The following is a 20,873-nucleotide window of genomic DNA, read 5'->3' as shown; positions in this document are numbered from 1 at the left end:
ATTTGTGCAAGGGAAACGCCGAACGAAAGGCGAAGGCTAAGGAAATGGCAGGAACGAACAGCGAGCGCGAACTTCTGGCGGAAGGACCGGCGATCATTCTCGCCTATCCGCAGCTCGGCGAAAACATCGGTATGGTCGCCCGCGCGATGGCGAATTTCGGCCTGGCGGAGCTTCGGCTCGTCAATCCGCGCGACGGCTGGCCGAGCGAAAAGGCACGATCAGCCGCAAGCCGTGCCGACCACGTGATCGACGCTGCCAAGCTCTATGGTTCGGTCGAAGAGGCGATCGCCGATCTCAACTTCGTCTATGCGACGACCGCCCGCGACCGCGATGGCTACAAGCCGGTGCGTTCGCCGATCGTCGCGGCGCGCACACTCCGCCAGCGCTTCCAGACCGGAGAGAAAACCGGCATCCTGTTCGGACGCGAGCGCACGGGCCTCACCAACGAAGAGGTGGCTCTGGCCGACGAGATCGTGACCTTTCCGGTCAATCCCGCTTTCGCCTCGCTCAATCTCGCCCAGGCCGTGCTTCTGATGTCCTATGAATGGCTGAAGACCGGCATGGAGTCTGAGGACCAGACCTCGTTCCAGGCGATCTCGCAGCGGCCGGCGACCAAGGAACACCTGCAGGGTCTGTTCGAGCATGTCGAGGAAGCGCTTGAGGCGCGCAACTACTTCCGTTCCGCCGACAAAAAGCCGAAATTGGTCGAGAACCTGCGCGCGGTTCTGACCAGGCCGTCCTTTACCGAATCCGAAATCCAGGTGCTGCGCGGCGTCATTTCTTCGCTCGACCGGTTCACGCGGGAAAACCCGCGCGGCTCCGGCGCTCCGGGCGAACACAGCAGGAAAGCGCGAGACAAAGGTGACAGCGAGTGAACTGAAACCCATCCTCGTCTTCGACAGCGGCATTGGTGGCTTGACCGTGCTGCGAGAGGCGAGGGTGCTGATGCCCGAGCGGCATTTCATCTATGTCGCCGACGATGCCGGCTTTCCCTATGGCGGCTGGGAAGAGGCGGCGCTGAAAGAGCGCGTGATCGCGCTCTTCGGCCGGCTGCTTTCCGAGCATGATCCGGAAATTTGCGTGATCGCCTGCAACACCGCCTTCACGCTGGTGGGCGCCGATCTGCGCGCGGCCTTTCCTCAAATGACCTTTGTGGGCACGGTGCCCGCGATCAAGCCGGCGGCAGAGCGCACACGCTCCGGCCTCGTTTCGGTGCTGGCGACCCCGGGTACCGTCAAGCGGGCCTATACGCGCGATCTCATCCAGTCCTTCGCCAGCCAATGCCATGTGCGGCTCGTCGGCTCCGAAAACCTCGCCAAGATGGCGGAGGCCTATATCCGCGGCGAGAAACTGGACGACGAAACGGTACTAGCCGAGATCGCACCGTGTTTCGTCGAGATGGACGGCAGGAAGACCGATATCGTCGTGCTTGCCTGCACCCACTATCCCTTCATGGCGAACGTCTTCCGCAGGCTGGCACCCTGGCCGGTCGACTGGCTGGATCCGGCCGAAGCGATTGCCAGACGGGCGCGTTCGCTCGTGCCGCAACCGAACGGCTTCGAACCGCTCAACGGCCAGGACCCGGCGATCTTCACCTCCGGCAAACCGGATTTCGCCACGCGGCGGCTGATGCAGGGCTTTGGCCTGACGGTGGCACTTGATGCCATCGGGGAAAAGCGAGCAGGGCATGCCGAAGCGATCGGGTAGTGCCCGTTCATGCGTTCCTATGGCCGGCACGGCACTTTAAAAGAAGATCGCCAGCAACAGGCCGATCAGAACAGCTAGCACGCAGGCGGCGCGAAAGCGCATGCGGCTGGCGCGTTCGGCGTCGTCTTTCGAGGCGACCCGTTGCGTGTCCTTGTAAGCATCGCGCATACGGCGATCGAGATTGTTCAGTTCCATCTGCTGCGCTGTTTCGTGGTGCTGCATTCTGCCCCGGCAAATCGCTTCGACCAAATCGCATATGGGCGTCCGTGCCTTCTCGCAAAAGTACGATATTCAACTTTTTATTGTGACCGCCAGATTCTACATCCGGTTCTTTTCCGAGGAGACTTTCCTAAGCGTATTCCCTGTGGGTTATGTGCGCCGACGGCAGGATTTCCGGGAAATCCGTGCTAGGTGTCGCCCGATAGGCGGTCTCCGCGTGATCGCGAATAAATCAAGAGTATTCAGGCACAGTGCGCAACGGTATCGCATCCGGACCTGCGTAAGATTTAACATGACGAGGTGGAAATGAAGGTCGGCATCGACATGGGAGCGACGTCCGAAGGGACATCGGCCTCGCTCGATATCGAGGAGCTTCTGGCCACCCGTCTCTTGGTGCAGGGCAATTCCGGTTCGGGCAAGTCGCATCTGTTGCGCCGGCTGCTGGAACAATCCGCACCCTGGGTGCAGCAATGCATCATCGATCCCGAGGGCGATTTCGTCACGCTCGCCGACAAGTTCGGCCATGTGGTTGTCGAGGGTGAGCGCACCGACGCCGAGCTGATCGGCATTGCCAACCGCATCCGCCAGCATCGTGTTTCCTGCGTGCTCTCGCTTGAAGGTCTCGATATCGAGCAGCAGATGCGCAATGCCGGCGTGTTCCTGAACGCCATGTTCGATGCGGATCGCGAGTTCTGGTATCCGGTGCTGGTCGTCGTCGACGAGGCGCAGATGTTTGCGCCGTCGGTTGCCGGCGACGTCACCGAAGAGGTGCGCAAGATTTCGCTCGGCGCCATGACCAACCTGATGTGCCGCGGCCGTAAACGCGGCCTTGCCGGAGTGATCGCCACGCAGCGCCTGGCGAAGCTCGCCAAGAACGTGGCGGCGGAAGCCTCGAACTTCCTGATGGGCCGCACCTTCCTCGACATCGACATGCTGCGCGCAGCCGATCTGCTCGGTATGGACCGGCGCACGGCGGAAATGTTCCGCGACCTCAAGCGCGGTTCCTTCGTCGCGCTTGGCCCGGCGCTGTCGCGCCGGCCGCTCAAGGTGACGATCGGCGCGGTCGAGACATCGGCGCGCTCGACGAGCCCGAAGCTGATGCCGCTGCCGGAGGCGCCGCAGGACGTCGAGGATCTGATCTTCACGCCGGATCCGGAGGAGCTGACGCGGCCGATCGTGCGCCGCGCGGTTGCGCCGCCGCGCCCGACGACCGACATCCTGGCCGAGCTCTCCCGCCCGCGGCCCGAGCCTGCCGCGCCGGTCGAGGCAAGGCAGGCACAGCCGGAACTTTCCGCCGAGGAAAAAGAGAGCCTGCTCGACAGCGTCTTTGTCGAAATCCTCAGCAATCCGGAAGCAGCCTTCCGCCCCGATGCAGAACTGTTCCAGGATTTTCTGGTGCGATGCCGTATTCGCCGGCTGCCATCCGGTGCAGCCCTGTCGCTGAGCGCCTTCCGCCGCAAGATGGCCGTCGCGCGCTCCGGCATCGACGCGGAGACGGCGGCAACGGAAACCTGGGCGCAGGCCTTGCAGCTTGCCGATCGCGTTACCGAGGACTTGCAAGCCGTGTTCCTGATGATGGCGCAGGCGGCCGTCCGCGGCCTGCCGTGCCCTTCCGACGCGATGATCGCGCGCGCCTATGGCACGCACTCCGCAAGGCGGGCCCGCCGTCTGCTCGGCTACTTCGAGGAGCATGGGTTGATCGTCATCCATGCGGATTTTGCCGGAAAGCGCATCGTCGCGTTCCCGGACCTTGGCAGCGAGACCGCTCCAGGCGACGCCAACGGGCCGGATGTGACGGCTGCGGCTGCCGCTGCGGCGGAGTGAACCTCGACCTTTCGCGTAAAGGCATCAGCTATTCCGACCACGCTCAGACGGCGCTGGCGCGTTACGGTATCGTGGCGTCAGACCCATTCCTGGATGACGTGATCGGACGCGTGGATGCAGGTCATCTGCAGGCGGCCGGTGCCGGTATTGACGAAGCGGTGCGGCGTCTCCGGATCGACGACGATGATATCGCCGGCCTTACCCATGATCTTCTGCTCTCCGACGGTGAACTCCGCTTCGCCCGAGTGCACGATCCATGTTTCCGGATAGGGATGAACGTGAAGGGCAGGCCCCTGGCCAGGCTCGGCATCCATCAGGAACAGCGAGATCGGCGTGCCGAATTGCCCACCTTCAAACAGGATCGTGCGGTTTGGGCTCTGCTTCTGTTCTGTAAGGGGAATGACATGAAACATGCTGGCCTCCATCGTCGTCCGGGTTGGCTTCCCAATGGGAATGTTTTATCTTCACGAGAAGATATTACTCGAAACTATCTTCTCGTCAAGATATATTGACCGATGCCGAGGTGAACGATGCAGAATGAGAATGAGGGAAGGGACCATGTGGACCGTCTGCAAGCGCAGTGGGCGGCCGAACTGCCCGACCTGAATACCGAGCCTATGGCCATCCTCGGGCGCGCCTACCGGCTTTCCAATCTGGTGCGCCCCTCGATCGAGGAGACCTTCGCCTCTTTCGGCATCGACCGCGGCGAGTTCGACGTGATCTCGACGCTGCGGCGATCCGGCCCGCCTTACCGGCTGACGCCGACGGATCTCTATACGCTGCTGATGATTTCGTCCGGTGGACTGACGCACCGCCTCGATCGGCTGCAGAAGGCAGGATTGATCCAGCGGGAACGCTCGGCGTCCGACGGCCGCAGCAGCGTCGTCGGGCTGACGGAAAAGGGAATAGCCCTTGCGGAAACCGCCTTTCGCGCCGACATGGCGAGCGAGTCGCGCTACCTCGAGGTGCTGAGCAAGCAAGACCGCACGGCGCTGGCGGCGCTCCTCAGGAAACTGCTGATTTCGTTGGAGCAAGCGCCACCGAGTGATCCGGCCTGATCAACGGCTGTTTGTCACGATTTCGTTTGACAACAGCAGCCGGACCCACTAAAGCCGCCCCAACGCCGGGCAGAAATGTCCGGTGTTTCATTTGACATGTCCCGTGGCTTCTCCGTCTGCGTGATCGTGAGAAACCTGTCAGAGCCCCGAAAATGGGTTCAGAGGAGGGCGTGTTTCCTTGATCCGGTTTGGAAACAGGCCGGTGTAACTGTTTGAAAGGAAATGCGATGAGCAAGCGCGAATCGTCCAAGTACAAAATTGACCGCCGTATGGGCGAAAACATCTGGGGCCGTCCGAAGTCCCCGGTAAACCGCCGCGAATACGGCCCGGGCCAGCACGGCCAGCGCCGCAAGTCCAAGCTCTCGGACTTCGGTGTACAGCTGCGCGCCAAGCAGAAGCTCAAGGGCTACTACGGCGACATCCGCGAGAAGCAGTTCCGCGCGATCTTCGCCGAAGCTGACCGCCGCAAGGGTGACACCCCGGAAAACCTGATCGGCCTGCTCGAATCGCGCCTCGACGCGATCGTCTACCGCGCCAAGTTCGTTCCGACGGTCTTTGCTGCCCGTCAGTTCGTCAACCACGGCCACGTCAAGGTCAACGGCGTCCGCGTCAACATCGGTTCCTACCGTTGCAAGCCGGGCGACGTCATCGAAGTCAAGGAAAAGTCCAAGCAGCTCGTAACCGTTCTCGAATCGGTTTCGCTCGCTGAACGCGACGTTCCGGACTACATCGAAGCCGATCACAACAAGATGGTCGCGACCTTCGTCCGCGTACCGGTTCTCTCCGACGTGCCTTACGCCGTCGTCATGGAACCGCACCTGGTCGTCGAATTCTATTCGCGTTAATCCGAGGCTCTCGCCTTGTGACGTTTCGAAAGCCGCCCGGAAACGGGCGGCTTTTTTGTCAGTGCCGAGCAGCATCCGCGCTACCGCGGATCCCAGCGAATAAGCGCCTTATCGTCGCCTCGATCCGAAGGCGATGACCAAGAGGGAAGCCCGATGCCCGAAGAGCAGAAGCCGCAGGATCTGCAGGCGATCATCGACGACATTCATCGGGAGCTGAGCCCGCGGTTCGGCCAGGGCAAGGTCGCCGACTACATTCCACAGCTCGCGCGCGTGGACGCCAAGCATTTCGGCATGGCGATCGTGACCACAGGCGGCCAGATCTATCGCGTCGGCGATGCCGAGGTGCCGTTCTCGATCCAGAGCGTCTCCAAGGTCTTCACGCTGACGCTGGCGCTCGGCAAACACGGCGAGAACATCTGGCACCGTGTCGGCCGCGAGCCCTCAGGCTCCGCCTTCAACTCGATCGTCCAGCTCGAGCAAGAGGGCGGAAAGCCGCGCAACCCCTTCATCAATGCCGGCGCCATCACCATCAGCGACCTGATCCTTGCCGGCCATACGCCGCGGGAACTGATCGGCGAGATCGTGCAGTTCGTCCGCTATCTCGCCGACGACGACCAGATCGTCATCGACCATGAGGTCGCGCGTTCGGAGACGGCCACCGGTTACCGGAACTTCGCGCTTGCCAATTTCATGCGCTCCTTCGGCAAGCTCGACCACCCCGTCGACCACGTGCTCGGCGTCTATTTCCATCACTGCGCGCTTTCCATGACCTGCAGCCAGCTTGCGAAAGCCGGGCTGTTTCTGGCCGCCGGCGGCAGCAATCCGCTGACCGGCCATAACGTCGTCTCGCGCCAGCGGGCGCGGCGCATCAACGCACTGATGCTGACCTGCGGCCACTATGACGGCTCAGGCGATTTTGCCTATCGCGTCGGCCTGCCGGGAAAGAGCGGCGTCGGCGGCGGCATTCTGGCGGTGGCGCCTGGCAAGGCGTCGGTTGCCGTCTGGTCGCCTGGCCTCAACGAAAACGGCAATTCGCTGCTCGGATCGCTGGCGCTCGAAATGCTCGCGGCGCGCACTGGCTGGTCGGTCTTCGGTCCCTGAACTCCTCCGACAAGGGCGATCTGCACTGTGCGGCCGATTTCCCTTGATCTTGACGGCTGGAGCGGGCAAGTGCTGGCCCAAGATTAGCCGGGCGCCGGTTGCGCCTGCCTGCCGCACAGGATCCCCGCCATGGACCTTTCGCTCAACGCGTCGCAAGACCAGGCCGAAACCATTTTTGAGACCGAAATCGACGCCGGCGCGCATCCGCTGTTCAGCCGCATGCCGTCCTCCGTCTCGTTTAACAAGCTGCGCAAGCGCCTTCTTCGCCAGACCCGCCAGGCGCTCGACGACTTCGGCATGCTGAAGGGCGCCAAGCGCTGGCTGATCGGCCTTTCCGGCGGCAAGGACAGCTACAGCCTGCTGGCGCTGCTCATGGACCTGCAATGGCGCGGGCTGCTGCCGGTGGAGCTCATTGCCTGCAACCTCGACCAGGGCCAACCGAACTTCCCCAAGCACATCCTGCCGGAATACCTGGCATCGATCGGCGTCAAGCATCGCATCGAGTATCGCGACACCTACTCGATCGTGAAAGAGAAGGTGCCGACGGGGGCGACCTACTGTTCGCTCTGTTCGCGGCTGCGCCGCGGCAACCTCTATCGCATCGCCCGTGAAGAGGGCTGCGACGCGCTGGTGCTCGGCCACCACCGCGAGGACATTCTCGAAACCTTCTTCATGAACTTCTTCCACGGCGGCCGGCTGGCTTCGATGCCGGCAAAGCTCTTGAACGACGAGGGCGACCTGATGCTGCTTCGGCCACTCGCCTATGCGGCCGAGGACGATCTCGCCAAGTTCGCGGCGGCAATGGAGTTTCCGATCATCCCGTGCGACCTCTGCGGCTCGCAGGACGGCCTCGAGCGCAATGCGATGAAGGCGATGCTGGCCGATATTGAGCGACGCATGCCGGGCCGCAAGGACACGATGCTGCGGGCGCTTGGCCACGTGAACCCGTCGCACCTGCTCGATCCCAAGCTGTTCGATTTCCAGTCCCTCACACCGGAGCCCAAAGAATGAGCCATTCCGTCGACATTGCCGGCCTTGCCAATCTGCTGCAGGAAGCGGCGGTCAAAGAGATCCTGCCGCGGTTCCGCAATCTTGAAGCCGGCGACGTCAGGGTGAAATCGGAAGCGATCGACCTCGTGACCGAGGGCGACGAGGCGGCCGAACGGCTGATCAAGGCACGCATCGAAGACGTCGCGCCGGGCGCACTTTTCGTCGGCGAAGAATCGGTTGCGGCCGACCCGGCGCTGCTCGACAAGCTCGCCGATGCCGATCTCGCCGTCGTCGTCGACCCGATCGACGGCACCTTCAATTTCGCCGCCGGCGTGCCGCTCTTCGGCGTTATGGCAAGCGTCGTCGCCAAGGGCGAGACGGTTGCCGGCATCATCTACGATCCGCTCGGCAACGACTGGGTGATCGCCGAGAAGGGCTCCGGCGCCTGGATGTGCCGCGCCAATGGATCGCAGGAGCGCCTGTCGGTCACCGCAGGCGTGCCGCTCGAGGCCATGGTCGGCGGTGCCTCGACCGGTTTTTACAAGCAGGAAGCACGCCGCGAAGTCATGGCCAACATGGCCAAGGTTCGCATCGCCACCAGCTACCGCTGCGCCGCGCATGAATATCGCATGCTTGCCGGCGGTCACATCCACTTCCTGATGTACCAGAAGCTGATGCCGTGGGATCACCTGGCCGGCACGCTGATTTCGCAGGAAGCCGGCGCCTATGCCGCCCGCTTCGACGGCTCGCCCTATCTGCCGTCGCATCTCAATGGCGGCCTGCTGCTTGCCACCGACAAGGAGAGCTGGGAGACGCTGCGCCGCGAGGTCTTCACGGTCTGAGCCGTTCGAAGCAGCCCAAAATACAAAGCCCGCCCGGATTGCTCCGGGCGGGCTTTTTGTTTGCCTTACGGCGGCCGGTTACATATGGCCGCCACCGTGATCCATGCTGACGTCCTTGTCGCCGGGATGGGTGAAGAGCTTGCCCTTCTCGGCCCAGAGCGTTGCCAGGATCGTCAGGGCCCCGAAGAGGGCGAAGCCACCGAACAGCGGCTGCAGCGTGCCGTTGAAGAGCTGGCCGACTGCGCCGCCGATGAGCGCGCCACCGGTCGTCGAGACGAAGCCGGTGATCGCCGTAGCGGTGCCGGCAAGGTGGCCCATCGGCTCCAGGCTGATCGCGGTGAAGTTCGTCGCGATGACGGCGAAGAACATCAGGAGCACCGAGAACATCAGATAGCTGACGACGAAGGCCGGCGTGCCGGAGAGCGACATCACGAAGCCCGCGACCGAGATCAGCGTAAACAGGATCATCGAGACGTGCGAGATACGGCGCATGCCGAAACTGCGGACGAAGAAGCCGTTGGCGAAGTTGGCGACAGCAATCCCGCCGGCCGTACCTGCAAAGGCGATCGGCAGCCAGTCACCGAGGCCGTAGACCTCGCCGAAGATCTGCTGGACCGTGACGATGTAGGCGCAGATGACGGCGGTAAACATCGTCATGCCGATCATGTAGCCGCAAGTGATGCGGTTGGTGAGAACGGTCTTGAAACCCGACGCGACGGCACCGACGGAGAGCGGCATGCGCTCTTCGCGCGGCAGGGACTCCTTCATGCGGGAGAAGGCCCAGACGAAGAGGATCGCGCCGATGACGCCGATCAGGATGAAGATCCAGTGCCAGTTGGCATAGAGGATGACGAGCTGGCCGATCGAGGGGGCGACGATCGGCACGATCATGAAGACGATCATCACATAGGACATGACGCGCGCCATTTCGCGGCCGCCGAAGCAGTCGCGCACGATCGCCATGGTGGTGATGCGGATGGCCGCAGCACCGATGCCCTGGATGAAGCGCAGGATCAGCAGCGTCTCGAAGCTCTGGGTGAGGGCGGCGGCAAACATCGACACGGTGAAGAAGGCGAGGCCGCCGAGCAGCACCTTGCGGCGGCCGAAGGCATCAGACAGGCTGCCGAAGAAGATCTGCGAGATGCCGAAGCCGAGGAAGAAGACGCCGATCACCAGCTGGCTGTCGTTGGTGTTGGCGACGTTCAGCGACTGGCCGATTGCCGGCAGAGCCGGCAGCATGCTGTCGATGGCGATGGCGACGCTCGCCGTCATGACGGCGATGGTGATGATGAATTCGACGATGCCCATGTTGAGGCGCTCGGCCCCCGAGACCCCGTCGACATGTTCGGATTGATTGGTGATGGTGGACATTGGGAAAACCCGTAAATTCAATCTTTGGAAAAGGCTGGCCGGCGGTTTAGAACGCGACAGCGACAGTTGGCGCTTTAGAGATCAGCCGGCCGGCTGATGGTGCGGTTTGAACAGCTTGCCGCGTTCGGCGATGAGCACGAAGACGAGGCCGATGGCCGCGACGGTGAAGTAGCCGGTGGCAAGCGGGGTGGCCGTTCCGTCGAAGGACTGGCCGATGAAGGCTCCGATCACGCTCCCGCCGATCGTCTGCATGAAGCCGAGAACCGAGGACGCCGTGCCGGCGACATGGCCGAGCGGCTCCATGGCCATGGCGTTGAAGTTTGGCGCGATCAGCCCGAACTGGAACATCGTGGCGCAATAGAGGACCACGAAGGCCGGGAAGGGCAGCGGCGCATAGAGCGAGGCCGACATCCAGATGAAGCTTGCGAGCGTAAAGCCGCAGAGGGCCGCATGGGACAACGGCCGCATGCCGAAGCGGCGGACGAGGCGGGAGTTGGTAAAGGAAGCGACCGCCATCATACTCGCGAAAGCCGCAAAGACAAGCGGAAACCACACGCCCAGATCGTAGACGCCGACCAGCACCTGCTGCGCCGAGTTGATGAAGCCGAAGAGCGCGCCAAGGATAACCGAGGTCGCGAGCGTATACAGCAGCGACAACCGGTTGGTCAGCACGATGCGGAAACCGCTGAGGATTACCGACGGCGTGAAGGCGCGGCGGTGGGCCGGATCAAGCGTTTCGCCGAGCTTCGACAGCACGATCGCGATGTTCATAACCGCATAAAGCGCGACGATGATAAAGATCATATGCCATTCGGCAAAGCTGATGATGAGCTGGCCGATCGACGGGGCGATCACAGGCACGATCATGAACACCATCATGACCAGCGACATCACCTCGGCCATCTGCCGGCCGCCATAGACGTCGCGGACGATCGAGATGGTGATGACGCGCGTGGCAGCCGCACCCGCGCCCTGCATGAAGCGAAGGGCGAGCATGAGGCCGAAGGTCGGCACCATGGCAATTGCCACCGCACAGACGGCATAAAGGGCAAGGCCCGCCAGAAGCGGCGGCTTGCGCCCGAACCGGTCCGACAGTGGGCCGAAGAACAGTTGCGCCACGCCCATGCCGAGCAGGTAGGCGGTGATGATGTATTGCCGCTCGTTTTCCGACGCCACGCCCAGGCTGGCCCCGATTTCCTGGAGGCCCGGCAGCATGATGTCGATCGAAATCGCGTTCGTCGCCATCAGTGTGGCCATCAGCGCGATGAACTGGAATTTCGTGAGGCCGGGCAGGGCATCGTCGTTGGTCGTGCTTGTCATTTCAAAAGTCCTAGCGGCGCGGTGGGCGCCAAGCGAAACAGGTCTGGGTCCGGACCGCTCCGGAAAAAGAAGGATGTCGGCTGGCTAAATGCCGGTCGGCACAGGGATGTCAGGCGGGAGCGACCGGGAAGCCGCACCACATGGACCGGGCCTGCAGGAAGCGGCGGGAGCATCGATCGGCAGCGACGGGGTCATTTCCGTGCCGGGAGGCCGGAGCGGGAACCGCTGCTGCTTATGCCGAACGATCGCGACTGCTTCATGACAGGCCGAAAATGCGGCCCCAGGCCTCGCTGCAGAACGCCGGAAACGTTTCAGGAAGGAAGCCTGCTTTCACAAACATTCAAACGGTCATTGCGCGAACCAAGCGCGCAAAGCCTTTGGGAAGACAACGAAAATCGAGATCCGGACGAGACGTCCGAATCAAAAAAGGCGGTTGCCCGCCTTCTCCGATGGATCGGGACAAGGCGTCCTTGAGTTAGGCGACAGCGCCCTTCACGGCGATACCCTGCTCCGAAAGGTGGGACTGAAGTTCGCCGGCCTGGAACATCTCACGCACGATGTCGCAACCGCCGACGAATTCGCCCTTGACGTAGAGCTGCGGGATCGTCGGCCAGTTGGAATAGTCCTTGATGCCCTGGCGCAGGTCCGCGTCGGCGAGCACGTTGATGCCCTTGTAGTCGACGCCGATGTAGTCGAGAATCTGGACCACCTGACCGGAGAAGCCACACTGCGGGAACTGCGGCGTACCCTTCATGAAGAGCACCACATCGTTCGTCTTGACTTCGTTGTCGATGAATTCGTGAATTCCGCTCATCCTGTCTTCCTTCCTGCGCCGGCTTCAAGGGCCGGATATCGATTGGGTCTTAGATAGCATGCATATTGGTGACTTTCACCACCCAATCGCAACAAATATTGATGGGCCTCAAGATGTGGTTTTAATACCACTCAAGCCGTGCGGCGCCGCGTCTTGCTGCGCGCCGCCGAGGTTTTCCGCCGGCTGACCTGTTTCTTCGCCGGCTTGCGGATGGCGGCTTCAAGGATATCCGCGAGGATGCCGCCGCCAGAGGCCGCCGGCCGCGTCCGGCGCTTCGTCCGCTTGGTGGTCGTGCGCTTGACGCCGGTCTTCCTCAGAATTTCCTTGAGCGCGCTGTCAACGACGCCGCTGACGAGTTCCTTGATCAGGTCAGCCACGCCAGCTTACTCCGGCGCGCTCGTCTGAAGTGCCAGGGCATGTAGCACGCCGCCCATATTGCCCTTCAGTGCGTTGTAGACCATCTGGTGCTGCTGCACGCGGCTCTTGCCACGAAACGCCTCGGCCACGACTTCGGCGGCATAGTGGTCGCCGTCACCGGCCAGATCGCGGATCGTGACCTTGGCTCCGGGAATCCCCGCCTTGATCATGTCTTCGATGTCGCCTGGTGTCATGGGCATGATACGCCAACTCCCTTTTTATTCTGCAACGTCAGCAGCCTGCCGACGTTGTCCATGAAACAAGGGAACCACGATTCAGGGGCGGAACGCAATTGCTGAATTGGGTGAGGGAGGGTAGTTGCCAGCGCCGACACGATCAAATGATCGCCGTCGGCAGCGCCTGCAAGCAGGCACGCAATAGGGGTGACGGGAGCCGCAGAAAGTGCGGCTCCCGTCATCGATCTCTCAGTTTTCAGGCGCGAGGTCGCCCTGCATGAAATCCGGGAACCAGCCTTCATGGGCGGCGCGGAGATCCGCAACCGAGACGGCCTTGGCGTCGCCAAGCTTGACGGCGTCGCCGCCGGTCTTGCCGATGACGGGGAGCGAGACGCCGGCAGCCTTGGCACGAGCGGCAACCGCGTCGAGCGCGCCGGCGGCAACCGTCACGACGTAGCGACCCTGGTCTTCGCCGTAGAAGGTAGCGATCGGATCATGGCCGGCAACAGCGTCGACCGAGGCGCCGATGCCCGAAGCCATCGCCATTTCGGCAACGGCAAGTGCCAGGCCGCCCGACGAGCAATCGTGCACGGCGGTTACAAGACCATCGACGATCAGGCCGCGGACGAAGTCGCCAACCTTGCGCTCATGCGCCAGATCGACATGGGGCGCCGGGCCATCGGTGCGGCCGTGAACGTCGCGCATATAGACCGACTGGGCGATGTGCGAGCCGAGACCGGCCGGCGCGCCGGCGACGAGGATCGTTTCGCCTTCAGCGGCAAAGCGGATGCGCGCCATCTTTGACCAGTCCTTGATCAGGCCGACACCGCCGATGGTCGGGGTCGGCAGGATCGCCTGGCCGTTGGTCTCGTTGTAGAGCGAGACGTTGCCCGACACGATCGGGAAGTCGAGTGCGGTGCAGGCTTCTCCGATGCCCTTGATGGCATGAACCAGCTGGCTCATGATCTCAGGGCGTTCCGGGTTGCCGAAGTTGAGGTTGTCGGTGGCTGCCAGCGGCAGCGATCCGGTTGCCGTCAGGTTGCGCCAGCATTCGGCGACCGCCTGCTTGCCGCCTTCGTAAGGATCGGCTTCGACGTAGCGCGGCGTCACGTCGGAGGAGAAGGCAAGCGCCTTGGAGGCATGACCTTCGACGCGCACGACACCGGCGTCGCCGCCCGGCAGCTGCAGCGAGTTGCCCTGGATCAGCGTGTCGTACTGCTCGTAGACCCAGCGGCGCGACGAATTGTTGGCCGAACCGACGAGCTTGACGAGCGAGTCGGCGACGTCGGCTGCCGGAATGTCGTTGGTTGCGAGCGGTGCCGCGGTCTTGGCCGGGGTCCAGGGACGATCATATTCCGGAGCTTCGTCGCCCAGTTCCTTGATCGGCAGGTTCGCGACCTCTTCGCCCTGGTGCAGGATACGGAAGCGCAGGTCGTCAGTCGTCTTGCCGACGATTGCGAAATCGAGGCCCCACTTGACGAAGATCGCTTTGGCGACCTCTTCCTTGGCGGGCTCGAGCACCATGAGCATGCGCTCCTGGCTTTCCGACAGCATCATTTCATAGGCGGTCATGCGCTCTTCGCGCACCGGAACGGTGTCGAGGTCGAGCTCGATACCGAGGTCGCCCTTGGCGCCCATTTCGACGGCCGAGCAGGTGAGGCCGGCTGCACCCATGTCCTGGATGGCGATGACGGCGCCGGTCGTCATCAGCTCGAGGCAGGCTTCGAGCAGGCATTTTTCGGTGAAGGGGTCGCCGACCTGAACGGTCGGGCGCTTTTCTTCGATCGACTCGTCGAACTCGGCAGACGCCATGGTCGCGCCACCGACGCCGTCGCGGCCGGTCTTGGCACCGAGATAAACGACGGGAAGGCCGACGCCTTCGGCCTTGGAGTAGAAGATGGCATCGCTCTTGGCGAGGCCGGCGGCAAAGGCGTTGACGAGGATGTTGCCGTTGTAGCGGGAATCAAACTCGACTTCTCCGCCGACGGTCGGAACGCCGAAGGAATTGCCGTAGCCGCCGACACCGGCAACGACGCCGGAAACGAGGTGGCGGGTCTTCGGGTGGTCGGGCGAACCGAAGCGCAGCGCGTTCATCGCTGCGACGGGACGGGCGCCCATGGTGAAGACGTCGCGCAGGATGCCGCCGACGCCCGTTGCCGCGCCCTGGTAGGGCTCGATATAGGACGGGTGGTTGTGGCTTTCCATCTTGAAGACGACGCAGTCGCCGTCATCGATATCGACCACGCCGGCGTTTTCGCCCGGGCCCTGAATGACGCGCGGCCCCTTGGTCGGCAGCGTGCGCAGCCACTTCTTGGAAGACTTGTAGGAGCAGTGCTCGTTCCACATGGCCGAGAAGATGCCGAGCTCGGTGAAGGTCGGCTCGCGCCCGATCAGGCCGAGGATGCGCTCGTATTCGTCAGGCTTCAGCCCGTGCGATGCGATGAGGTCCGGGGTGATGGGGCGGGTGTTGGAAATCGTCATCGTCGACCGTCAAATCCTTCGGGCGGCGCGCAATCCACTAATGAGGAATATGGCGCGTGCGAACCGCAACAGAAACAGGGGGCGCTTTGCGGCTTCTTTAACCTATGCTGCGGCGCGGCGCGACAGAAAAATACGGGCGATCAACAGCGGTTGATGCCCGTATGAAGCTTTGTTGAGCGCGACTGCGCAGGCCTGCGTCAGAACTTGTAGCCGAGGGCGAGGCCTGCGCGTGTCAGGCCGTTGTTGGGACCGTCGCAGAGATTGGCATGCGACGCATGTTCAACGGTCGCCGAGACGTTCCAGTGTTCGTCGAGGCGCACGCCCGCGGCGGCGTATTCGCGGAAGAGGACGCGGCAGCCGAGTTGCGGACCGGAACCGTTGGGATCGTCGAGATCGCCGTCGTGAACCGTGCCGCCCGCGCCGAACTCCACGAAGAGGCGTTGCGTCATGTCGAAGGTCCAGCTCAGGCCGGCATAGGCCTGGTTGACGCCGTTCGACGACGTGGCCACGGCAGCACCGGTATAGACGCGTGGACGCAGCAGCTTTTCGCCGAGATCCGCGGCGCCGTCCGCATTGAACGGATCGAAGTAGAGCGTGAACGACGGAAACACGCCGTCTTCCTGCTTGCCGCCGCTGGCGATCGATGTCGTCACGCCGAAGCGCATTTCGTCAAAGACACCATCTTGAGCCGCCGCCGGCGCGGCGATGACGGAGGTGGTCGTGACGAAAAGAAGGGATGCAATCAGGCGGGACGGAACCGGGCGAAGCGATAGCGGCATGCGAAATCCTTGAGGGCGAATCATCTACGCAAGACTGCTAAAACAGTATGATGCGGAAGCTTGCGCGAAAGTCACCCCGTCGATTTCGATCGTCACTCGAAACTGTCGTAGCCGGCTCGGCCGCTGTCGAGCAGCCGCTTCAGCGTCTGGAATCCGGCTCTCACCTCGGCGCGCTGCGGTGGCGAGGAAAAGCCGATGCGGATCCGATGGAAGACGCGATCGGTACGGCCGGCCTTGAACTCGTCCTCGTCGTCGACGAGCACGCCTTCCTGAAGAGCCGCCTGCTTGAAGGTTCCTGACAGCCAGGGGTCAGGCAACTTCATCCAGAGGAACGGAATGCAGGGATGGGACGCGAACTCGATACCCTCAAAGACCTCGCGCGCCATTGCTTCGCGGGCGCGAACCTCCTCGATGCCCTGGCTGCGCAAGGCTGCAGCCGAGCCGGAGAGCACCAGCCGGGCGCAGAGTTCCGCCAGGATGAACGGCAGGCCGCCGCTGACCATCTTGTGGGCGATGCGGATGCGCTGGCCGAAATGCGGAGGGCAGGCGACCCAGCCACCGCGAACGCCTGCGGCAACCGACTTCGAAAGACCGCCGACGAGGAAGGTGCGTTCGGGCGCAAGCTCGGCGAGCAGCGGCGTTTGATCGCCGGTCATGGCGCCGTAAAGATCATCCTCCACCAGCCAGACGCCGTATTTGCGGGCGATATCGGCGATCGCCTGGCGGCGGGCGAGCGGCATGACGGCCACTGTCGGGTTCTGCGCGCTCGGCATCAGGAAGGCGAGCTTCGGATGCTGCTGCGCGCAGACGCGCTCGAAGTCGTCGGGGATCATGCCGAAGGCGTCGGATTCGACCAGCGTCGTGCGGCGACCAATCAGGCCGGCGCTGCGGCTGACCTGCGAATAGGTGAGCGTCTCGAAGGCGATGCGGTCGCCTGGGGCGGTCACCGCCGCGATCACGGCCACGACGGCCGCATGCGCGCCGAGCGTCGGCACGATGTTTTCGGGCTTAGGACGAAACCCTCCGCGCGCCAGCCATTGGCAGCCTGCCTCGAACCAATGATCCGGGAAGTTCCGCGCGTAGCTGGCAATATCGGCGTGATGCTCGTGACTGATTTCGCTCAACACTTCGCTCAACACCGTTCCCTGGCCGATATCCGGCGCGGCGGTGCTGTCGAACCTGAGCTTGCCAACGGGCGCGACCAGGGGCCGGGTGCCGGCAAGGGACGTCGTCAGCGGGTCCGACTGCTCCGGCGGCCGGCTTTCCGGATGGTCGAGCACATAGGTGCCGCGCCCGACTTCGCCGCTCACAAGCCCGCGCTCGCGGACAATATTGTAGGCGCGCCCGATCGTGCCGATTGTCACCCCGATATCGTAGGCGAGGTTGCGTTGCGGTGGCAATTTGGCGCCGACGGGCAAGGCCCCGTTGCCAATTGCCAGTTCGATTTGATCGGCGATCCGTGCGTAGAGCGGACCGTGACCCTGCTGAATGTCGGGGAGCCAATTTGTCATAGTGACAATTCTTTAGATTACAGCGGAAAATATGTCAATTATCACCAAGACAACGATAGCAATCGCTGCATTGGGGTTGTCAATGAGTACAATGGATACAATTTGTTTGTCCCGCTTGGAAGCGACGTCCGTGGGCTGCACCGGCACATTACTGGGCGGCGACTATTCGGACGAACGCGAGGGTCTGCTGAAGCGGCTTTGGACCCGCTATTGCGAGCTGGCGGCGAAGCGACGCGGCCGGTTGGCGCTCGAGGAGATGAGCGAGTGGCAGCTCAAGGATATCGGCGTTTCGGAAAAGGACGCGCGTCAGGAATCGACTGTCCCGTTCTGGCGTTAACGGATCGGATCGGAACGACTGTCCGAAATGCAAAAGGGCCGGCAACCTTGAGGTCAACCGGCCCTTTAATCAATTCGACAAGTTCAGCTTGGGGCTATTTGCAGCCCTGTCCGCCAGCGGCCCAGCGCTTGATGTCTGCGGCCATGCGCGTTCCCGTCGGCTCGCTCATCAGCGGCCCGAAGGCCTGCAGGCGGGCCGGATTGCCCTCGGCCTGAACGACGGCGAGGGGGCGTGCCTCCGGCGACTTGCGCGGCACGATCAAGATGCGCGGACGGCCGGAGAAGGAATTGAGCTCGGGCGCCAGGCGATAAGACTTGAATTCCGCATCGCCCGACTTGAACCAGCAGCTGTTGGCGCCGAGCGCCACGCGCTCCATGGTCGGCAGCGCCGCCGTGTTCGGGCTCGGGGCCGGCGGCTTCGGCGATTGGCACGAGGCCAGAAGCGTTAGGCCGAAGGCCGTGCAGGCAAGGCCGGTCAGGCGTGCAGGGGCAAATGAAGGCATCGACGGTCTCGTTCGCAAATGGGGATGGGTCGGATGCCTTCTACAGCCGGATGGTTAAGCGGCGATTACTTCGAGCGCAGACGCGAAGAGGCCGCGGCCGTCGGAACCGCCATGGGCGGCTTCGATCAGGTTTTCCGGATGCGGCATCATGCCGAGAACGTTGCCCGCAGCGTTCATGACGCCGGCGATATCATTCATCGAACCGTTCGGATTGGTGCCTTCGGCGTAACGGAAGACCACCTGGCCATTGCCTTCGATCGTCTTCAGCGTCTCGGCATCGGCAAAGTAGTTGCCGTCGTGATGGGCGACCGGCGAACGGATGACCTGGCCCTTGGAATAGGCGCGGGTAAAGTCGGTGTCGGCGTTGACAACTTCGAGCTTGATCTCGCGGCAGACGAATTTCAGCGAGGCATTGCGCATCAGCGCGCCGGGCAGGAGGCCGGCCTCGACGAGGATCTGGAAGCCGTTGCAGACGCCGAGAACCTTCACGCCCTTTTCCGCCTTGGCCTTGATCGCCTGCATGACCGGCATGCGCGCAGCGATCGCGCCGCAGCGAAGGTAGTCGCCATAGGAGAAACCGCCGGGAATGACGATCAGGTCGACATCCGGAATATCGGTCTCGGTCTGCCAGACGGTGACAGGCGCCTTGCCGGAGATCTTGGTGAGGGCCGCGATCATGTCGCGGTCGCGGTTGAGGCCCGGAAGCTGGACGACGGCTGACTTCATATCTCTGTCTCCGATACGGCGAGATCAATCTTGATGGCGCGCTCCGAAGAGCTGGCATCTGCTGCGACTATGGCAGCGGCGTTCCCGATGGAACCAGCGGCTGCTCCGGCATTTCGTAACGTCTGGTTCCGCGCCCGAAGACGCGGAACGATTCCGTCGCCTGCAGGATCAGGCGAAGGAGATGCTGTAGTTCTCGATCACCGTGTTGGCGAGCAGCTTTTCGCACATGGCCTTGAGGTCTTCCTCGGCCTTGGCCTTGTCTGCGGATTCGATCTGCAGGTCGAAGACCTTGCCCTGGCGAACCTGGCCGATGCCGTCGAAGCCGAGTGCGCCGAGCGCACCTTCGATTGCCTTGCCCTGCGGATCGAGAACGCCGTTCTTCAGCGTCACGGTTACACGTGCCTTGATCACTTTGATTTTCCCCGAAGTTACTTCACGAGAACCGGACCGGTGCCGCGCACGGGTTCGTTCTCATTCATGATGCCGAGACGGCGGGCGACTTCCTGGTAGGCCTCGACGAGGCCGCCGAGGTCGCGGCGGAAACGATCCTTGTCGAGCTTCTCGCGCGTCTCGATGTCCCAGAGACGGCAGCTGTCCGGCGAGATCTCGTCGGCAAGCACGATGCGCATCATGTCGCCTTCGAACAGCCGGCCGCACTCGATCTTGAAATCGACGAGCTGGATGCCGACGCCGAGGAACAAGCCCGAGAGGAAGTCGTTGATGCGGATGGCGAGCGCCATGATGTCGTCGAGTTCCTGCGGGCTTGCCCAGCCGAACGCGGTGATGTGCTCTTCGGAGACCATCGGGTCTTCGAGCGCATCGGCCTTGTAGTAGAACTCGATGATCGAGCGGGGAAGGACCGTGCCTTCCTCGATGCCGAGACGCTTGGCCAGCGAGCCGGCGGCGACGTTGCGCACGACGATCTCAAGCGGGATGATCTCGACTTCCTTGATCAACTGCTCGCGCATGTTGAGGCGGCGGATGAAGTGCGTGGGGATGCCGATCTTGTTGAGGTGCGTGAATATGTACTCGGAAATCCGGTTGTTCAGCACACCCTTGCCGTCAATGACGTCGTGCTTTTTCTTGTTGAAGGCGGTCGCGTCGTCCTTGAAGAACTGGATGAGCGTGCCCGGCTCTGGACCCTCATAGAGGATCTTGGCCTTGCCCTCGTAGATACGGCGGCGACGATTCATGGATTTTGTCTCTGTAGTTGTTGGCGCTCTCGGGACGCGCGTGGAACATCTCTCGGGGTCCATAGCCGAAAAGAACCGATTTCACAATCGGCGTATCTGCCCGTTCCCCTGATTTGCATGGGGCGCCGCGCGCCTTCTCAAAGTGCGCCAAAGTTGCTGCCGCCTCACGAAGCGGCGATGTCCTGATCCTTGATCAAATGCGATCTGAGGAACCGCACAAAGGGTAACATGAAAGTCATCAAACCGGAAAAGTTCACATTGCAGTTTGACCCGCGTTTTGATTTATGGCGATAAACTGATTTCAGACATGGAATTCTCAGGGAGATTGATTGATGACGTCGATGCAGGATCGCGAAAAGGCCTTCGAAGCAAAGTTTGCGATGGACGAAGAGCTTAGGTTCAAGGCTGAAGCGCGTCGCAACAAGCTGCTCGGTCTGTGGGCCGCCGGCCTGCTCGGCAAGGCCGACGCCGACGCCTATGCCAGCGAAGTGGTGGCTGCCGATTTCGAAGAAGCCGGCCATGAAGACGTCGTTCGCAAGATCAAGGCGGATTTCGACGCGGCAGGCGTTGCCCAGACCGAAGAGCAGATCCGCGTGCGGATGCTCGAACTGCTCGGCGAAGCCGTCCAGCAGCTCCAGAGCAAGTAAGCCGAAAGGCTGT

The 20,873-nt window shown here is 62.6% G+C and carries 25 protein-coding genes; 11 read left to right on the top strand and 14 right to left on the bottom strand.

Translation table 11 applies throughout. The features are described from left to right. Nucleotides 1–44: 44 nt before the first annotated feature. Nucleotides 45–875: an RNA methyltransferase gene (locus BLU15_RS00370; RefSeq protein WP_034794549.1), complete on the top strand. Its 831-nt coding sequence runs from the start codon at nt 45–47 to the stop codon at nt 873–875. Then, nucleotides 862–1,707 carry a glutamate racemase gene (gene murI / locus BLU15_RS00365; RefSeq protein WP_034794546.1) on the top strand — a complete coding sequence of 282 codons (846 nt, stop codon included), beginning with the start codon at nt 862–864 and terminating at the stop codon, nt 1,705–1,707. Before BLU15_RS00370 ends, murI begins: the two co-directional genes overlap by 14 nt. Before the next feature lie 36 nt (nt 1,708–1,743). Here murI and BLU15_RS00360 read toward each other — a convergent pair whose 3' ends face one another. Next, nucleotides 1,744–1,956 (bottom strand): hypothetical protein, encoded by a 213-nt coding sequence (locus tag BLU15_RS00360; protein ID WP_090293861.1) that lies wholly within the window; start codon nt 1,954–1,956, stop codon nt 1,744–1,746. Between the two features lie 276 nt (nt 1,957–2,232). On the opposite strand from BLU15_RS00360, the gene BLU15_RS00350 reads away from it, so the two are divergent. After that, a complete protein-coding gene (locus BLU15_RS00350; protein ID WP_090293858.1) occupies nt 2,233–3,750 on the top strand; it encodes a helicase HerA domain-containing protein in 1,518 nt (505 codons plus the stop codon). A 77-nt stretch (nt 3,751–3,827) separates the two neighbouring features. Here BLU15_RS00350 and BLU15_RS00345 read toward each other — a convergent pair whose 3' ends face one another. Beyond that, entirely contained in the window at nt 3,828–4,163 is a 336-nt protein-coding gene (locus tag BLU15_RS00345; protein WP_034794649.1) for a cupin domain-containing protein, read from the bottom strand. Nucleotides 4,164–4,280: 117 nt separating this feature from the next. Between BLU15_RS00345 and BLU15_RS00340 the strand changes: the two genes are divergently transcribed. From BLU15_RS00340 to BLU15_RS00320, 5 genes are all read left to right on the top strand, one after another. Further along, complete coding sequence (locus BLU15_RS00340) at nt 4,281–4,808, top strand: MarR family winged helix-turn-helix transcriptional regulator (RefSeq protein WP_034794535.1); 528 nt, start codon at nt 4,281–4,283, stop codon at nt 4,806–4,808. A gap of 227 nt (nt 4,809–5,035) precedes the next feature. Then, a complete protein-coding gene (rpsD, locus tag BLU15_RS00335; protein ID WP_034794529.1) occupies nt 5,036–5,653 on the top strand; it encodes a 30S ribosomal protein S4 in 618 nt (205 codons plus the stop codon). A 153-nt stretch (nt 5,654–5,806) separates the two neighbouring features. Continuing rightward, nucleotides 5,807–6,754: a glutaminase gene (locus tag BLU15_RS00330; protein ID WP_034794526.1), complete on the top strand. Its 948-nt coding sequence runs from the start codon at nt 5,807–5,809 to the stop codon at nt 6,752–6,754. Between the two features lie 129 nt (nt 6,755–6,883). Further along, nucleotides 6,884–7,765: a tRNA 2-thiocytidine(32) synthetase TtcA gene (gene ttcA, locus BLU15_RS00325; protein ID WP_034794511.1), complete on the top strand. Its 882-nt coding sequence runs from the start codon at nt 6,884–6,886 to the stop codon at nt 7,763–7,765. Next, the gene (locus BLU15_RS00320) at nt 7,762–8,586 is read left to right on the top strand and encodes an inositol monophosphatase family protein (protein ID WP_034794509.1); all 825 of its coding nucleotides are present in this window, start codon (nt 7,762–7,764) and stop codon (nt 8,584–8,586) included. Before ttcA ends, BLU15_RS00320 begins: the two co-directional genes overlap by 4 nt. Nucleotides 8,587–8,664: 78 nt before the next feature. Here the strand turns inward: BLU15_RS00320 and BLU15_RS00315 are convergent, their stop codons facing one another. The 6 genes from BLU15_RS00315 to purL all read right to left on the bottom strand — a co-directional run bounded on the left by BLU15_RS00315 (nt 8,665) and on the right by purL (nt 15,165). Beyond that, entirely contained in the window at nt 8,665–9,957 is a 1,293-nt protein-coding gene (locus BLU15_RS00315; RefSeq protein ID WP_034794494.1) for a multidrug effflux MFS transporter, read from the bottom strand. 81 nt (nt 9,958–10,038) lie between these two features. Beyond that, on the bottom strand, nt 10,039–11,277 hold the full coding sequence (locus BLU15_RS00310) for a multidrug effflux MFS transporter (protein ID WP_090293856.1): 1,239 nt from the start codon (nt 11,275–11,277) through the stop codon (nt 10,039–10,041). A 475-nt stretch (nt 11,278–11,752) separates the two neighbouring features. Further along, nucleotides 11,753–12,091 carry a Grx4 family monothiol glutaredoxin gene (gene grxD / locus BLU15_RS00305; protein ID WP_034794485.1) on the bottom strand — a complete coding sequence of 113 codons (339 nt, stop codon included), beginning with the start codon at nt 12,089–12,091 and terminating at the stop codon, nt 11,753–11,755. Nucleotides 12,092–12,222: 131 nt separating this feature from the next. Beyond that, entirely contained in the window at nt 12,223–12,468 is a 246-nt protein-coding gene (locus BLU15_RS00300; protein ID WP_060520740.1) for a hypothetical protein, read from the bottom strand. Nucleotides 12,469–12,474: 6 nt separating this feature from the next. Beyond that, the gene (locus tag BLU15_RS00295; RefSeq protein WP_034794447.1) at nt 12,475–12,708 is read right to left on the bottom strand and encodes a BolA family protein; all 234 of its coding nucleotides are present in this window, start codon (nt 12,706–12,708) and stop codon (nt 12,475–12,477) included. Between the two features lie 225 nt (nt 12,709–12,933). Beyond that, nucleotides 12,934–15,165 (bottom strand): phosphoribosylformylglycinamidine synthase subunit PurL, encoded by a 2,232-nt coding sequence (purL, locus tag BLU15_RS00290; RefSeq protein WP_090293854.1) that lies wholly within the window; start codon nt 15,163–15,165, stop codon nt 12,934–12,936. On the opposite strand from purL, the gene BLU15_RS39370 reads away from it, so the two are divergent. After that, nucleotides 15,152–15,319, top strand: coding sequence for a hypothetical protein (locus BLU15_RS39370; protein ID WP_156400741.1), 168 nt, complete (start codon nt 15,152–15,154; stop codon nt 15,317–15,319). The two genes, purL and BLU15_RS39370, sit on opposite strands and share 14 nt — an antisense overlap. Nucleotides 15,320–15,362: 43 nt before the next feature. On the opposite strand, the gene BLU15_RS00285 is transcribed toward BLU15_RS39370, so the two are convergent. Together BLU15_RS00285 and BLU15_RS00280 are read right to left on the bottom strand one after the other, a co-directional pair. Continuing rightward, the gene (locus BLU15_RS00285) at nt 15,363–15,944 is read right to left on the bottom strand and encodes an acyloxyacyl hydrolase (protein WP_034794442.1); all 582 of its coding nucleotides are present in this window, start codon (nt 15,942–15,944) and stop codon (nt 15,363–15,365) included. A 92-nt stretch (nt 15,945–16,036) separates the two neighbouring features. Next, nucleotides 16,037–17,455, bottom strand: coding sequence for an aminotransferase-like domain-containing protein (locus BLU15_RS00280; RefSeq protein WP_060600737.1), 1,419 nt, complete (start codon nt 17,453–17,455; stop codon nt 16,037–16,039). 130 nt (nt 17,456–17,585) lie between these two features. On the opposite strand from BLU15_RS00280, the gene BLU15_RS39365 reads away from it, so the two are divergent. Next, nucleotides 17,586–17,792 (top strand): DUF1127 domain-containing protein, encoded by a 207-nt coding sequence (locus tag BLU15_RS39365; RefSeq protein WP_034794438.1) that lies wholly within the window; start codon nt 17,586–17,588, stop codon nt 17,790–17,792. Nucleotides 17,793–17,886: 94 nt separating this feature from the next. Here the strand turns inward: BLU15_RS39365 and BLU15_RS00270 are convergent, their stop codons facing one another. From BLU15_RS00270 to purC, 4 genes are all read right to left on the bottom strand, one after another. Further along, nucleotides 17,887–18,294 (bottom strand): hypothetical protein, encoded by a 408-nt coding sequence (locus BLU15_RS00270; protein ID WP_090293853.1) that lies wholly within the window; start codon nt 18,292–18,294, stop codon nt 17,887–17,889. A gap of 54 nt (nt 18,295–18,348) precedes the next feature. Further along, a complete protein-coding gene (gene purQ, locus BLU15_RS00265; RefSeq protein WP_060600734.1) occupies nt 18,349–19,020 on the bottom strand; it encodes a phosphoribosylformylglycinamidine synthase subunit PurQ in 672 nt (223 codons plus the stop codon). 168 nt (nt 19,021–19,188) lie between these two features. After that, nucleotides 19,189–19,431, bottom strand: a complete 243-nt coding sequence (gene purS / locus BLU15_RS00260; protein ID WP_034794427.1) for a phosphoribosylformylglycinamidine synthase subunit PurS — start codon at nt 19,429–19,431, stop codon at nt 19,189–19,191. A 17-nt stretch (nt 19,432–19,448) separates the two neighbouring features. Further along, entirely contained in the window at nt 19,449–20,213 is a 765-nt protein-coding gene (gene purC / locus BLU15_RS00255; RefSeq protein ID WP_034794646.1) for a phosphoribosylaminoimidazolesuccinocarboxamide synthase, read from the bottom strand. A gap of 332 nt (nt 20,214–20,545) precedes the next feature. On the opposite strand from purC, the gene BLU15_RS00250 reads away from it, so the two are divergent. Then, nucleotides 20,546–20,860, top strand: coding sequence for a DUF1476 domain-containing protein (locus tag BLU15_RS00250; RefSeq protein ID WP_034794424.1), 315 nt, complete (start codon nt 20,546–20,548; stop codon nt 20,858–20,860). Nucleotides 20,861–20,873: the final 13 nt, after the last annotated feature.

The sequence above is a fragment of the Ensifer sp. YR511 genome (assembly GCF_900103045.1).
GTDB classification, from domain to species: Bacteria; Pseudomonadota; Alphaproteobacteria; order Rhizobiales; family Rhizobiaceae; genus Ensifer; species Ensifer adhaerens.
Note: the sequence above shows the minus strand (reverse complement) of the source record. Positions and strands in the feature narration are given on the sequence as shown.